Consider the following 14310-nt stretch of genomic DNA (forward strand, 5'->3'; position numbering starts at 1 on the left):
AAGTATTTGAGACCTCCCAAGTTCTTGAGACCTCCAAAGGCGCATGGCATCCCTCGACTCCGTCAGTATAGCGATCCTGCTCGGTGCGGTGCTGGTGATGGCCGGCATCCTGTCGAGCCTGCTGGCGTTGCGGTTCGGCGCCCCCCTGCTGCTGGTGTTCTTGCTGGTCGGCATGCTGGCGGGCGATTCCGGCCCCGGCCGGCTGCAGTTCGACGACGTCCGCACCACCTATCTGGTCGGCTCGGTGGCGTTGGCGCTGATCCTGTTCGACGGCGGATTGAAGACGCGGTTTGCCAGCATCCGCACGGTGCTGGTGCCGTCGATGGTGCTGGCGACCGCCGGCGTGCTGCTGACCGCGCTGATCACGGCGCCGGTCGCCCGCTATGTGCTCGACCTCAACTGGGCCGAGTCGCTGCTGGTCGGCGCCGTCGTCGCCTCGACCGATGCGGCGGCGGTGTTCCTGCTGGTGCACACCCAGGGCCTGCGCCTGCGGCCGCGCGTCGGCGCGACGCTGGAGGCGGAATCCGGCACCAACGACCCGTTCGCGATCTTCCTCACCTTGATGCTGGTCGAGTTCATCTCGGTCGGCCAGAGCTCGGCCTCGCACATCGCGCTGGAGTTCATCCAGGAGGCCGTGCTCGGCGCCATCATCGGGGTGATCGGCGGCCGGCTGGTGGTGATCGCGCTGAACCAGGTCGCGCTGCCGCAGGGCCTGCATGCGCCGTTCGTCACCACAGCGGCGCTGGTGATCTTCGGCGGCTCGCAGATCGTGCATGCCTCGGGATTCCTCGCGGTCTATCTCGCCGGTATCATCATCGGCAACCGGCCGACCCGCGCGCATAATTCGGTGGTGACCTTCCTCGACGCCGCGACCTGGCTGGCGCAGATCGTGATGTTCGTGCTGCTCGGCCTGCTGGTGTCGCCGCACCGCCTGCTCTCCAGCGCCGGCGGCGCGGTGCTGGTGGCGTTCGCGCTGATGCTGGTGGCGCGGCCGCTGGCGGTCTTGATCTGCCTCGCGCCGTTCAAGTTCAACTGGCGGGAGAAGGTGTTCATCGCCTGGACCGGCCTGCGCGGCGCGGTCGCGATCTTCCTCGCCTCGATCCCGATGCTGGTCGGGCTGTCGAAGGCCTATCTGTATTTCGACGTCGCCTTCGTCGTCGTCATCATCTCGCTGCTGCTGCAGGGCTGGACGCTGGCGCCGGCGGCGCGGCGGCTGCACGTCGCGCTGCCGCGCGCCGAGCGCGGTCCGCGCCGCGTCGAGCTGGATCTGCCCGGCCAGCTCGAGCAGCAGCTGGTCGGCTACCCGGTGCGGCCGAAAAGCCTGTATTTCCGCCGCGGGCTGATCCCGTCCTGGTCGAAGCCGACGCTGGTGATCCGCGACGAGCGGATCCTGACACCTGTCGAGGCCGATCCGGTCGCGCCCGGCGATTACATCTATCTGCTGGCGCCGCCGGAGCGCGCCGAGGCACTCGACCGCTTCTTCGTCGACATGGCGCCGTCGAGCGAACCCGATCCGCATCTGCTCGGCGACTTCATGGTGTCGGGCGAGCACACGCTTGGGGAGCTCGCCGAGATCTACGGCGTCAAGGTCGACGAGCAGCAGGCCAAGCTGACGCTCGCGGATTATTTCGACATCAATCTCGACCGCGCGCCGAAGGAAGGCGCCGAGCTCGCGCTCGACGAGATCGTGCTGGTGGCGCGCAGCATCAGCGGCGGCCGCGTCAATGTGGTCGGCCTGCGCCTGCCGGAGGAAGAGGACGTGGTCGTGCCGCGGACGCGGATGCAGACCGTCCGGCGCAAGCTCGCCGACATCTGGGCGTCGGTCGCGGGCGTCTAAAGCGTTTTCGATTCGCCTGAAGAAAACGCGTCAGAACAAGATCGGCGCCGTCATTGCTTGCGCAGGAAGCTCGAATCCGGGGCGAACTTCTTGATCATGTCGGACAGGCCGTCGTCGGCCGCCGGGCCCTTCGACGCGCCGTCCGGCTTGGACTCGTCCTTGAACTTCTGGCCGGAAATCTCGGCCAGCGCCGCGAGCAGCGTCTCGTCGAGATTGTCGGCTGGGCTTTTCGCCGGTGGTGTCTTCGCCGGCAATGCCGGAGGAGCGGCAGGCGCGACGCTGCGAATCTCGGGCTCGCGTGTCGCCGGCGACGGCGCGGGCTCCGGTGCCGGCTTCGGCGCGTCCGTGGGGACGTCCTTGCGGACGTCCTTGGAGGTGTCGGCCCGCCGGGCGGCGGCCTCGCTGACGGCGGCGATCAGCGACGCTTCGAGGTCGGTGGGCGTGTCGGTCGGCGTCGGCGGCGGTGCCGCTGGTATTGGCGGCGGTGAGGCTGGCTTCGTGTCCCGGCGGCTTCGACCGAACAACGGTTCGCGCTGGTTCGCCGTTTGCGGCGGGCTGTCGGTTGCCTTGACAGGTTCTTTGCCAGGCTCCTTACCAAGCCCCTTGCCAGGCTTGAACAGACCCGCGCGTTCGGCGGCGATCCTGGCGGAGGCCTCCTCGACCGTGGCGAGCAGCGACGCTTCCAGTGCATCGGCGGGATTGCTCGGCAAAGCCGCCGGCTTGGCGGCTGGGACGGTCACCTGCTTTGGCTCCGGCCGGGGCGGCAGCGGCGGCGGCCGCGAGGCTTCGACCGGCGCGGGCGGCGGCGGGACCGGCTGGCCGTCGCGGGCGCGCGCGATGATGCCGTCGACGATCTCGGCCAGGCGGCCCTTGTCGGGAGCGGCCAGATAGCTCGCCGCCAACTCGTCGACATATTGCGGGCCGTAATCGGCCAGCACGTTGGTGAGCTGGGCGAGATCGGGGTCGCTCTCGACCAGCCGGCGCCAAGTGTCTCGATCGTAAGTCTCTCGATCGTGAGTCTCTCGATCGTGAGGCTCCCGGTCGTGGGGCGCCCGGTCAAAGGCCGCGTCCGCCGTCTTGTCGGGCCAGGCGACCCGGCGCGGCTGGCGCTGGGGCCCGTTGTCCTGGCCGACCGGGTCGAGGGTCGGCGGCTGCAGGCCGGGGCTGAGGCGCGGCGGGGTAAATCCGGAGCCGCCGGCCGGCACCGCGTCATCGGCCGGATGCCGGCGCCGCTCGGCGACCTGCAGCGCGATCAGGCCGACGCCCATCAGCAGGAAGCCGAGCGCGGCCCACGAAATCGTGGCGCACAGCAGCCCGCCGATCAGCAGCAATACCCAGCCAGTCAGTCGCAAAGTGCCACCTCTCCCCACGCCCGGTCGGGACGTTCGAATGCGGGCCTAGCAGACAAGATGGGCTATCTTATGCCGACTTTCGGAAAAACGGCCAGCCGGGGCGTTTTCGAGCGAAGTGGGCACCGGTTCGCGTGAGGAAAACGCCTCGAGACCAGAACCTAGAGCTTCGGTTCTGATTCAATCAGAACCGTAGCTCTAGGTGCCCGCCGTCAACACCTTAACACCGCCGAACGCGGTCACCTGACCCCGGCGCAGCATCACGATCTGGGTAGCGAGCTGGCGCAGCTCGGCGGCGTCGTGGCTGACATAGACCATCGGGACACCGGCCTCGTCGCGCAGCCGGACCAGGTAGGGCAGGATCTCGAGCTTGCGGCTCTCGTCGAGCGCGCCGAGCGGCTCGTCCAGCAGCAACAGCCGCGGCTTGGACAGCAGCGCCCGGCCGAGCGCGACGCGCTGGCGCTCGCCGCCGGACAGCTTGCCGGGACGGCGGTCGAGCAGGGCACCGATGTCGAGCAGGTCGACGACGCGCTTGTGTTGCGCGGGATCTTCGGTGAGGCCGTTCATGCGGCGGCCGTAGTCGAGGTTCTGGCTGATACTGAGATGCGGAAACAGCCGCGCGTCCTGAAACACGTAGCCGATCCGGCGGCGCCAGGTCGGCACGTGAATGCCGGCCGCGGTGTCGTCGACCGTCTCGCCGTCGATCACGATGGTGCCGCGATCGGGACGCACCAGCCCTGCGATGGTGTTGATCAGCGAGGTCTTGCCGGAGCCGGACGCACCGAACAGGCCGGTGACGCGGCCCTCGCTGCTGAACGACGCCGCGAGCGAGAACTCGCCGAGTTGCTTGGTGATGTCGACCCTTAGCATCGCTAAAGCGCGATGAGATTGAGTTGAATCGTCATCGCGCTATAGCTCCTTGTTTGAGCATGATCTGTTCGGAAAACCGCTTCACACTTTTCCGGATCATGCTCTATTGCCCATGCAGCCGCGCGGTGGCGCGGCGGGCGAATACTTCCGCGGCGATCAGCGCGCCGACCGCGAGCACCACCGAGATGATCACGAGCCGTGCCGCGGCGGTGTCGCCGTCGGGCGTCTGGATCAGCGAATAGATCGCCGACGAAATGGTCTGGGTCTCGCCCGGGATGTTGGAGACGAAGGTGATGGTCGCGCCGAACTCGCCGATCGCCTTGGCGAAGCCGAGCACCATGCCGGCCAGCACGCCGGGCAGCGCCAGCGGCAGCGTCACGGTTGCGAACACCCGCCAGGGCGCGGCGCCGAGCGTCTCGGCGGCCTGTTCGAGGCGGCGGTCGACCGCCTCGATCGACAGCCGGATCGGCCGCACCAGCAGCGGAAACGACATCACGCCGCAGGCGAGCGCAGCGCCGGTCCAACGGAACGCGAACACGATGCCGAGATGATCGGCGAGCCAGCCGCCGACCAGGCCGCGCTTGCCGAAGGTCAGCAGCAGCAGATAGCCGGTGACGACCGGCGGCAGCACCAGCGGCAGATGCACGGCGGCATCGAGCAGCGACTTGCCCCAGAAATCGCGCCGCGCCAGCAGCCAGGCGAGCGCGATCCCGAACGGGGTCGCCACCAGCGTTGCGATGACGGCGACCCGCAGCGACAGCAGGATCGCCGTCCATTCGGTCGGCGAGATCTCGAACATCAGGTCGTCGGGCTGACCAGGAACTTGAAGCCGTATTTCTCGAGGATCGTCTTCGCCGCGGACGAGCGCAGGAAGGCGAGATACTCGGTGGTCTCGGGCTTCGCGGTCGTGGTCGCCGCCACCGGATAGATGATCGCCGGATGGGTGTCGGCCGGGAAGGTGCCGACGATCTTGACGCCGGGCTCGACCTTGGCGTCGGTCGAATAGACGATGCCGAGCACGGCCTCGCCGCGCGCCACCAGCGTCAAGGCCGCGCGCACGCTCTCGGCCATCGCGAATTTCGGCTCCGCCGCCTGCCAGGCGCCGAGCTTCTCGAGCGCGGCCTTGGCGTATTTGCCGACCGGCACCGCCTTGACGTCGCCGGTTGCGATCTTGCCGTCGCCGGCGAGCTTGGCGAGATCGAAGCCCGGTCCGATGTTGACGTTGCTGATCATGGAATCCTTCGGCGCGATCAGCACGATCGAATTACCGAGCAGGTTGACCCGCGTCGGCTCATTGATGTTCTTCTGCTTGATCGCATAGTCCATCCAGTCCGTATCGGCGGAGACGAACACGTCGGCCGGCGCGCCCTGCTCGATCTGCTTGGCCAGCGCCGAGCTCGCGGCATAGCTGGCGCTGATCTTGACGCCGGTCTTGGCGGTGTAGGCCGCGTCGATCTCGTCGAGCGCATTCTTCATCGAGGCGGCGGCAAAGACGGTGAGGGTCTTGTCCTCGGCTCGTGCCGGCGAATGGATCGCGCCGAGCAGGATGACGAAGGCAGTGAAAAGTCCGGCAAGCCGAGAGATTGAAAGTCGTGACATGGAAAGCGCTCCGTGCGAGCTCGCGCGCGAACGGCACGCGCAAATCAGGCGTTGGTTGGGTTCTGGGCGCGACGGGCGGAAGCGCTGTTCCGCAGATCCCCGAAGGACTTACGGTCCTCGGGGATATCGCACTGCAAACATAGCAGGCTGGGACTTACGGTAAAGGCGACCGTTTGTCTAACGGCTCGTGCTATTCATCCGATGGCTGGATCGCGATCGACAGCGAGTTCTCTTTTGCGCCGCTGACCTGCAGCACGAAGGGGCTGGCAGCAAGGTCATATTTCATGGTCTTGCGGATGCCGTCGCAGTCGGTGGCGCCGCTGAACGCCTTCGGCTTCAGGAAATGCCCGTCCTGCACCAGGTCGACCCAGGCTCCGGCCGAGAGGCTGACGGTATAGAGCCCGGCCTTCGGTGCGGCCTTGAAGCTGGCGAAGCCGGCGAAGGTGCCTTCCTTCGGCGCGCGCTCCGGCGCCGTCGGCAATTTGGCATCGGCGGGGGCCACCAGCGCCAGCGTGATCGCAGTCGCGGGCCATGCCGCCTGTTCGCTGCCCGAGACAAGTTTGGCGCGATCGGGCGCCGTGAGCGCGGCGCGTGCGCGGTCGATCGACCATTTGAACTTGTCGCAGCCGCTCGGCTCTTCCGCGGCGAAGGCGGGAGCGGAAACAAGCAGCAGCGATGCGGCGAAGAGCGATTTGCGCATGTCTGGTCCAATGCAATTGTGACGGATGGAAGAGATCAGCGGCCCCGATCCATCGCCCGACCGCGCTTACGGCGCGACGGCGCGGGATCATAACGCAGTTCAAGCCGGCCGGCATAGCCGCCTGACAAAGATGTTATTGCTTGAATACTACTGCTTGGCGTCGGGCGCGTTCAGCACCGTCTTGCACTCCGCCGGCATCTGCGCCAGCGTCATCGGCGGGCGCGGTTTCGGTGGCTTCGGCGGCGGCTTCGGATGCAGCACCGAGTCCTTGAACCAGAAGGCGAGATCCGACGGCTTGCAGCCTTCGCCCTCCGTCTGCGGCTTCTGTGCCTCGCATGCCGGGCTGCCCGACGGACACCGCATCCGGATATGGAAGTGGTAGTCGTGGCCCCACCACGGCCGGATCTTCGACAGCCAGCTGCGGTCGCCCTTGGCCTCCCGGCACAGCGCCTTCTTGATCGCCGGATTGACGAAGATGCGCTGCACCGCCGGCTCCCGCGCGGCGTCGCGGATAACCAGCACATGACCCGGCGTGAACACGCGCGGATCGATATCGAGCCGGTCGTCGCGCACCATCATCACCGCCGACATCTCTTCGCGATCCTCGCGCGACAATTTGCGATCGGGCATCGGCGTCAGCCAGATATCGGCGTCGAGCCCGATCTGGTGGCTGGCATGACCTGACAGCGCCGGGCCGCCGCGCGGCTGGCCGATATCGCCGACCAGGATGCCCGGCCAGCCGGCGTCCCTCTGGGCGTTGACCGCAAGCCGCTTCAGCAGCGCGATCATGTCGGGGTGACCCCAATAGCGGTTGCGCGACAAGCGCATCACCTGCCAGGTGTCGCCGTTGAGCGGCATCTGCGCCGCGCCGGCGAGGCAGCCCTTGGTGTAGCCGCCGATCGATCGGGTGGGCATCGCCGCCGGCAGCACCTTGCGCGCGAACAACTGCTTCGCCCCGATCGTCGGATCGTTAGGGTTAGCGAGCGGCGGCAGCGGCTGCGGATTGAGCGAGCCCTTGTCTTGCGCCCGCGCGGAGATGGTGCAGGCGACGAGGGTGGAGAGCAGGAGCGGGATCAGACGCAGGCGGGATGTCATTCGGATCACTCTGTCTGCGCAAAAGCTAACATGGATTCGCCGCAGCCGGACCGCGCGTTCATCCCAATTGCTTGATCGCCCACAAGGCGAATTAAGATTACCCGCGGCTTCCCGGCTCGCATGTGATCCTCGCCACTTTACAAGCATGCGTTGTGGGCGACATCATGCGCCAAAATAATTTCAGGGTAGGCGTTTTTATGACGAGCGTATGTTGCGTACGGCCGGCGTTTGCCGCCGCGATTGCCGCGTCGACATTGGCACTCTCTCCGGCGCGCGCCGACATCGTCGTGCACATCGACAAATCATCGCAGCGCATGGCGGTCAGCGTCGACGGCGCGGCGCGCTACAACTGGCCGGTGTCGACCGGGCGCCGCGGCTACGGCACGCCGAACGGTGTGTTCCGTCCGCAGATGCTGGCGCGCCGCTGGTACTCGAAGAAGTACTACAACTCGCCGATGCCGTATTCGATCTTCTTCCATGGCGGCTTTGCCATCCACGGCACCTATGAGCTCACCCGTCTCGGCGGACCGGCCTCGCATGGCTGCGTGCGCCTGCATCCCTCGCACGCCGCCCAGCTCTATGGGCTGGTCGAGCGCAACGGCCGCGGCGGCACGCGGATCGAGATCACCAACTAACCGCGCAATCCGGTCGCGGCTTTACCTCGCGATAACCCTGTCACGCGCTGGCAATCATTGATGCGCTCGAAGCGTTTCGGCGCATTCATTGTGCAGGCGGACGCTGGTTTACCGTTCCTTCACCACGCTGTGGCGCTTCCGCGCCGCAAATTGCCGCGGTCGGCCATCTGCACGGCGCCAGCCCACTCGCGTCGGGCGTGACTTCGCCTGCAAAGCAGGCATGTCCGGCTTTCTCAGCCAGCGCAGCTATTCGCCGAGAGATACCAATTTTTCAGAGACTTATCGCAGAAATGTCACCGAACTGGAATGCGCGTGGGGCGTGCGATAGCGATGATGCGGCCAAAGAAAATCAAGAAGCCGAAGCAGGCCAAACTGTCCGGTCCCCGGGGCCGCCGGCCCAAGCCTTTGCCGAACAGGCCGCTGCCGAAACTGCCGGGCAGTCCACGCCGCGCCGCCGTCGAGATCGGCGAGCTGGTGCGCCAGCGCGCGCAGGCCGAGGCCGCGATCGCCGAGGCCCGCAGGTCCAATGCGCGGCTGCGTGAGGCGATCGACATCCTGCCGCAAGGCATCGTGTTCCTCGACCCCGAAGGCCGCTACACGCTCTGGAACAAGAAATACTCGGAAATCTACAAGCGCAGTTCCGATCTGTTCGAGCACGGCGCGCGCCTCGAAGACACCATCCGCATCGGTGTCGCGCGCGGCGATTATCCCGAGGCGGCCGGCCGCGAGGAAGAGTGGATCGCCGAGCGGCTCCAGAAGATGTACCAGCCGGGTGCACGGCACGAGCAGGTGCTTGCCGACGGTCGCGTGGTCCTGATCGAGGAACGGTTGACCTCGGATGGCGGCATCGTCGGCCTGCGCGTCGACATCACCGAGCTGAAGCAGCGCGAAGCCTCGTTCCGCCTGCTGTTCGACGGCAATCCGGTGCCGATGATCCTGTGCGCGCTGGACGGCGAACGGATCCTCGCCGTCAACGACGCCGCGATCGCGCATTACGGTTATGTGCGTGCCGAATTCGAGAGAATGACGATCCGGAGCCTGCAGGCGTTCGATACCGAGCTGCCGTGGGCCGCCGGCCGCAGCAGCGACGAGCAGGCGGCGCGGACCTGGAAGCATGTGCGCGCCGACGGCACGCTGATCGACCTTGCGATCTATTCGCGCCAGCTGATGCATGGCGACCAGCCGGCGATGCTGCTGGCGCTGATGGACATCACCGAGCGCAAGCGCGCCGAGGCGCGGCTCGCCTTCATGGCCCAGCACGACAGCCTGACCGGCCTGCCGAACCGCAATCTGCTGCGCCAGCAGATGGAGGAGATGCTGCAGCACACCCGCCGCTCCACCGACAAGGTCGCGGTGCTGATGCTGGGCCTCGACAATTTCAAGGCGGTCAACGACACGCTCGGCCACGGCATCGGCGACAAGCTGCTGCGCGGGGTCGCCAAGCGGCTGCGCTCGACCTTGCGCGAGGAAGACGCGCTGGCGCGGCTCAACTCCGACGAGTTCACCATCGTGCAGGGCGGCGTGATGCGGCCCGAGGACGCGGTGCTGCTGGCGCGGCGGATCCTGGATGCGATCGGCGAGCCCTATCTGCTCGAGGGACATTCGGTGGTGATCGGTGCCAGCATCGGCATCGCGATGTCGCCCGGCGACGGCGAGGATTCCGAAAAACTGCTGAAGAGCGCGGACATGGCACTGTCGCGCGCCAAGAGCGAATTCCGCGGCACCTTCTCGTTCTTCGAGGCCGAGATGGATGCGCGGGCGCAAAGCCGCCGCAAGATCGAGATCGATCTGCGCGATGCGATCCAGAACGAAGGCTTGCGGCCGTATTACCAGCCGCTGGTCGATCTCGCGAGCGGGCGCATCACCGGCTTCGAGGCGCTGGTGCGCTGGCCGCATCCGGAGCGCGGCATGATCTCGCCGGCCGAGTTCATCCCGGTCGCCGAGGAGACCGGCCTGATCAATCCGCTGGGCAGCCTGATGCTGCATCGCGCCTGCATGGACGCGGCGCAATGGCCCGACGATGTGCGCGTCGCGGTCAATCTGTCGCCGCTGCAATTCCGCACCGGCAATCTGCTGGCGCTGGTTACCGACGCGCTGCGGCAATCCGGCCTGCCGGCGCGGCGGCTCGAGCTCGAGATCACCGAGACGCTGCTGCTGGAAAAGAGCAGCCAGGTGCTGGCGACGCTGCATGCGCTGCGCGCGCTCGGGGTGCGGATGTCGATGGACGATTTCGGCACCGGCTATTCGAGCCTCAGCTATCTGCGCAGCTTTCCGTTCGACAAGATCAAGATCGACCAGTCCTTCGTGCGCGACCTTGCCGCGAACCCGGACGCGCAGGCGATCGTGCGTTCGATCGTCAGCCTCGGCATGGGGCTCGGCGTCACCATCACCGCCGAGGGCGTCGAGACGGAGGAGGAGCTGAGCTGCCTGCGCGCCGAAGGCTGCCACGAGGGCCAGGGTTTTCTGTTCAGCCGCGCCCGGCCGAACGCCGAGGTCATCAGTCTCTTGAAGGCGCAGCGCGTCGCCACGGCGCTGGTGGCGTAGGCAAGTTGCATCCACCGCGTCATTGCGAGTCTGGACCGCCGTCGGGGTGGGCGCATTTTCCTCCTGATTCATGTCGCGTGAATGCGAGGCTGTATCCCACCCAAGCTGTCGTCGCCCGGCTTGACCGGGCGATCCAGTACGCCGCGGCCTCTCGGCTCAAGCACAGGCGTCTCTGGAATACTGGATCACCCGCATGCGCGGGTGATGACACCGACCGCGCATAAACGCGCAAGTCGCTTCGCCCGCAATGACGGTGAGCTAGCTGGCCACGCCGGCCTTCCGCCGCAGATGATAAGTCAGCGCCAACCCGACGCAGTGGCGCAGCGCCGCCTCCGGGAGCTTGCCCGCGACATCGAGCAGGATCGCGCGGTTGCCGCTGTAGTTGAGCTCGGGATAGAGCTCGCGAAAGGTCTCGACCAGGTTGGTCTGGCAGTGGAAGTAGACCGCGACCTGGTCGGCGGCCGGCTTCACCTGATCGATCCGCACCGTGCTGCCGCTGCCGGTCTCCGGCGTGAGATAGCTCGGTTGGCCCCATTTCAGCGTCTCTTCGAGCGCCCCGACACCTCTGGTCGCCTTCGCGGTCTCGAAGATCAACCGCCGCAGCGCCAGCAGTTTTGTCTTCACCGGCGCAGGGTAGGCGTCGAACAGCGCATCGGCCGATTTGGTCTGCGGTCGTCGTGTCGCCTTGCTGGTCGATCTTGCCGGCTTGCGCATCGAAGGCTCCGCGAGAAGGACGGTTGCGTCAGTCTAGCATAGCCTCAGATGCGCCGCCGCTCAGGCCGCGTTGCGCAGGCCGGCGAGGAAGGTGTCGACGCTGTGCGACAGCGCCGAGGCGTGATCGCCGAGCTGGCCGGAGGTATCCAGCACATTGCCGGTGAGGGCGCGGGATTGCCCGGCGGCTTCGCTCGCGCCCGCGATGTTGGCGGAGACCTCGACCGTGCCGGACGAGGCCTGCTGCACGCTTCGGGCGATCTCGCGGGTCGCCGAATCCTGCTGCTCCACCGCGGCCGCGATGGCGGTGGCGATGCCCGAGATCTCGCGGATGGTGCTGCTGATGTCGCCGATCGCGCTGACGCAGTTGCCGGTGGCGGACTGGATCGCGCCGACCTGGCCGGCGATCTCGTCGGTCGCCTTCGCGGTCTGGCTCGCCAGCTCCTTCACCTCGGCGGCGACCACGGCAAAGCCGCGGCCGGCCTCGCCGGCGCGGGCGGCCTCGATGGTGGCGTTGAGCGCCAGCAGGTTGGTCTGGCTCGCGATCGCGCTGATCAGGCGCAGCACGTCGCCGATCTTCTCGGCGGATGCGGCGAGGCTCGTCACCATCTCGGTGGTCTCCACCGCCTTCGCCACCGCATTGTCGGCGACGCGGCTGGAATGGGTGACCTGGCGGCCGATCTCGGTGATCGAGGACGCCAGCTCTTCGGTCGCCGCCGCCACCGCATTGACGCTGGCCGACGCCTCTTCGGACGCGGCGGCCGCCGCCGAGGTCCGTTCGGAGGTGCCGTTGACGCTGGTCGTGATCTCGCCCGCGACGCGCTGCATGTCGCTCGACGACCGCGCGACGGCGGCGACCATGTCCTTGACGTCGGATTCGAAGCGGTCGGCCATCCGCCGCTGCAGCGCCTGCCGGTCGGCTTCCGCCTTCAGCTTGTCGGCCTCCTGCGCCTCGCGCAGCGAGGAGGTCTCGATCATGCTGCGGCGGAACACGTCGACCGCCTTGGCCATGGTGCCGAGCTCGTCGCGGCGCTCGCTGCCGGGGATCGTGACGCCGGTGTCGCCGCTCGACAGGCGGTTCATCACCGCGGTGATCGCGGTCAGCGGGCGCGACAGGCCGCGGCCGAGCAGGAAGGCGAGCAGCACGGCGGCCGCCATGATCGCGACCACGCCGAGGATCAGATTGCGCTGCGCGCTCGCGGCAGCGGCTGCATAGTCGCTGGTGTCCTTGATGATCTCGAGCACGGCGACCGGTTCGCCGGCATAGTTCTTGATCTGGCCGAGATAGAGCTCCACCTCATGCCCGTCGAGATCCGCATCGCGCAGCACGGCCGCGCCGTTCATCACGCGCTTGAGCTCGTCCTGGGTGGCGACCACGGTGTCGCCGAAGGTCGAGGACAGCCGCTTGAAGCTCTGGCCGTCGAACGAATGCACCGCGAGGTCGATGCCGAAGCGCTTCTTGGCGCGGTCGACGAACTCCTTGCCGAAGGCCGCGCCGATATCGACATTGGCCAGCGTCTTGCCGTCATGCATCACCGGGGTCATGCCGAAGATCGACAGCGCCTCGCGGCCGGGCTCGACGCCGACGATCGGCTTGCCGGCCTTGATCGATTCCACCACCGTGGTGCGCCGGGTGGAGGCGTCGTCGCCGAACGTCTTCGGCGCATGGACCCGGTAGAAGCTGGTCGCCGGCGCCTGCCAGAACGAGATCAGCGGCATGCCCTGCGCCTTGATCGCGGCCCAGGGCGCGCCGAGCAGCTTGCCGAGGCCGTCGCGGTCGCCCTTGGCGATCGCGTCCTCGACCGGCGGCAGGGCGGCGATCACGGCGGAGACCGCGAGCGCCGCGCGGCCCTCATAGTCGATCGCTGCAATCACGCTGTCATATTGCAGCTTGAGCTGCTGATCGAGCGCGAGCCGGGTCAGCGCACGCTGCTGGCTGATGGAGAAGCCGCCGAGGATGGCGCAGGCCACTGCAACGGTCAGTGAAATCGCCAGAATCAGGCGGGCGGCAATCGATCGAAGCGTGAACATGGGACCAGCGGAACTCCAGGCATTAGCGCCGTCCGCAAAGTCCCAGAAAAAGCTTAACAACCGGATGTTGCGCCGCCGAAATTTCGTGCCGCGACCACGGCCGCGGGTGCCTACTTTCGTACCATGCGGCGAGGGCGTGTTCTCACAAACGCCGGCGTTAACGCGGAGATTCGTCGGCGGGCGGATCGCTGCGCCCCATAGATCGAGGTGCGCGCCGAAGCGTCTTGCCAAGAAGGCGGCTTCGTAGGATGGGTGGAGCGCAGCGGTACCTATCGACCTCGTGCTGCGCGGTGGGATGATGGGTATCGCCGCGCTCCACCCATCCTGCAGACTCGCGTCGAAAACTGGAAATTGCTCTTCCGATTGGCCCCTAACAGGTGACATCATCATGAGCATGGGCTTGGACCGCAAACCGCAGGTGCGGCGGACGACGCCGCCGTCGGAAAGTGTCGTTGCGAACTGGTACGAGAACGCCAGTCTGCTCGATAGCTACAGCATCGACTTGAGTGCATCGGACCAGTCGAGCATGCGCGAGCTGGCGACGCGGACGCTGGTCAATCCACCGGCGTGGCAAAAGACATTGATCGCGCTGCGCGACGCCATGGTGACGCCCTTTGGCATCAAAACCTCCGATACGGTCAGGACGTCCCCCGACAGCCACGACCGGGTGGATTTCTTCCCGGTGCTCTGCGAGGGCAAGGACGAAATTGTGCTTGGTGCGGATGACCGGCACCTGGACTTCCGGCTGTCGCTGCTCCGGCGCCATTCCCCAATCGGCGCGTTGCTCATCGCGACGACCGTCGTGCATACCCACAATGCCCTCGGCTTCACCTATCTCAACGCGATCAGGCCGTTTCATCACCTCGTGGTCAGGGCCAACCTGGCCCGCTGTGCGCAGACACAACTGCAGTAGCGGTCCGCAGCTGACCTCTGAATGAC

At 66.9% G+C, this 14310-nt stretch carries 12 protein-coding genes; 4 read left to right on the forward strand and 8 right to left on the reverse strand.

Annotation, left to right across the window (positions count from 1 at the left end; translation table 11 throughout):
• Positions 1-43: 43 nt before the first annotated feature.
• A complete protein-coding gene (locus BRSPCE3_RS11845) occupies positions 44-1837 on the forward strand; it encodes a potassium/proton antiporter (protein ID WP_244065994.1) in 1794 nt (597 codons plus the stop codon).
• Positions 1838-1887: 50 nt separating this feature from the next.
• Here the strand turns inward: BRSPCE3_RS11845 and BRSPCE3_RS11850 are convergent, their stop codons facing one another.
• From BRSPCE3_RS11850 to mepA, 6 genes are all read right to left on the reverse strand, one after another.
• On the reverse strand, positions 1888-3189 hold the full coding sequence (locus BRSPCE3_RS11850) for a hypothetical protein (RefSeq protein ID WP_244065995.1): 1302 nt from the start codon (positions 3187-3189) through the stop codon (positions 1888-1890).
• Between the two features lie 195 nt (positions 3190-3384).
• The gene (gene modC, locus BRSPCE3_RS11855) at positions 3385-4056 is read right to left on the reverse strand and encodes a molybdenum ABC transporter ATP-binding protein (protein WP_244065996.1); all 672 of its coding nucleotides are present in this window, start codon (positions 4054-4056) and stop codon (positions 3385-3387) included.
• Between the two features lie 103 nt (positions 4057-4159).
• Complete coding sequence (gene modB, locus BRSPCE3_RS11860) at positions 4160-4855, reverse strand: molybdate ABC transporter permease subunit (protein ID WP_163161570.1); 696 nt, start codon at positions 4853-4855, stop codon at positions 4160-4162.
• Positions 4855-5640, reverse strand: coding sequence for a molybdate ABC transporter substrate-binding protein (modA, locus tag BRSPCE3_RS11865; RefSeq protein ID WP_244066524.1), 786 nt, complete (start codon positions 5638-5640; stop codon positions 4855-4857). The genes modB and modA overlap by 1 nt, the downstream gene beginning before the upstream one ends.
• A gap of 205 nt (positions 5641-5845) precedes the next feature.
• Positions 5846-6355, reverse strand: a complete 510-nt coding sequence (locus BRSPCE3_RS11870) for a hypothetical protein (RefSeq protein ID WP_244065997.1) — start codon at positions 6353-6355, stop codon at positions 5846-5848.
• Between the two features lie 147 nt (positions 6356-6502).
• On the reverse strand, positions 6503-7450 hold the full coding sequence (gene mepA, locus BRSPCE3_RS11875; protein ID WP_244065998.1) for a penicillin-insensitive murein endopeptidase: 948 nt from the start codon (positions 7448-7450) through the stop codon (positions 6503-6505).
• Between the two features lie 197 nt (positions 7451-7647).
• On the opposite strand from mepA, the gene BRSPCE3_RS11880 reads away from it, so the two are divergent.
• Positions 7648-8085, forward strand: coding sequence for a L,D-transpeptidase (locus tag BRSPCE3_RS11880; RefSeq protein ID WP_244065999.1), 438 nt, complete (start codon positions 7648-7650; stop codon positions 8083-8085).
• Between the two features lie 333 nt (positions 8086-8418).
• Positions 8419-10629: a putative bifunctional diguanylate cyclase/phosphodiesterase gene (locus BRSPCE3_RS11885; protein WP_375709899.1), complete on the forward strand. Its 2211-nt coding sequence runs from the start codon at positions 8419-8421 to the stop codon at positions 10627-10629.
• Between the two features lie 258 nt (positions 10630-10887).
• Here BRSPCE3_RS11885 and BRSPCE3_RS11890 read toward each other — a convergent pair whose 3' ends face one another.
• The gene (locus BRSPCE3_RS11890) at positions 10888-11343 is read right to left on the reverse strand and encodes a DUF1801 domain-containing protein (RefSeq protein WP_244066001.1); all 456 of its coding nucleotides are present in this window, start codon (positions 11341-11343) and stop codon (positions 10888-10890) included.
• A gap of 60 nt (positions 11344-11403) precedes the next feature.
• The gene (locus BRSPCE3_RS11895; protein WP_244066002.1) at positions 11404-13371 is read right to left on the reverse strand and encodes a methyl-accepting chemotaxis protein; all 1968 of its coding nucleotides are present in this window, start codon (positions 13369-13371) and stop codon (positions 11404-11406) included.
• Positions 13372-13759: 388 nt separating this feature from the next.
• Here BRSPCE3_RS11895 and BRSPCE3_RS11900 point away from each other — a divergent pair, with 388 nt between their 5' ends.
• The gene (locus BRSPCE3_RS11900) at positions 13760-14284 is read left to right on the forward strand and encodes a DUF2867 domain-containing protein (protein WP_244066003.1); all 525 of its coding nucleotides are present in this window, start codon (positions 13760-13762) and stop codon (positions 14282-14284) included.
• Positions 14285-14310 lie beyond the last annotated feature (26 nt).

Origin of the sequence: Bradyrhizobium sp. Ce-3, assembly GCF_022835695.1 — a bacterium.
GTDB lineage: Bacteria > Pseudomonadota > Alphaproteobacteria > Rhizobiales > Xanthobacteraceae > Bradyrhizobium.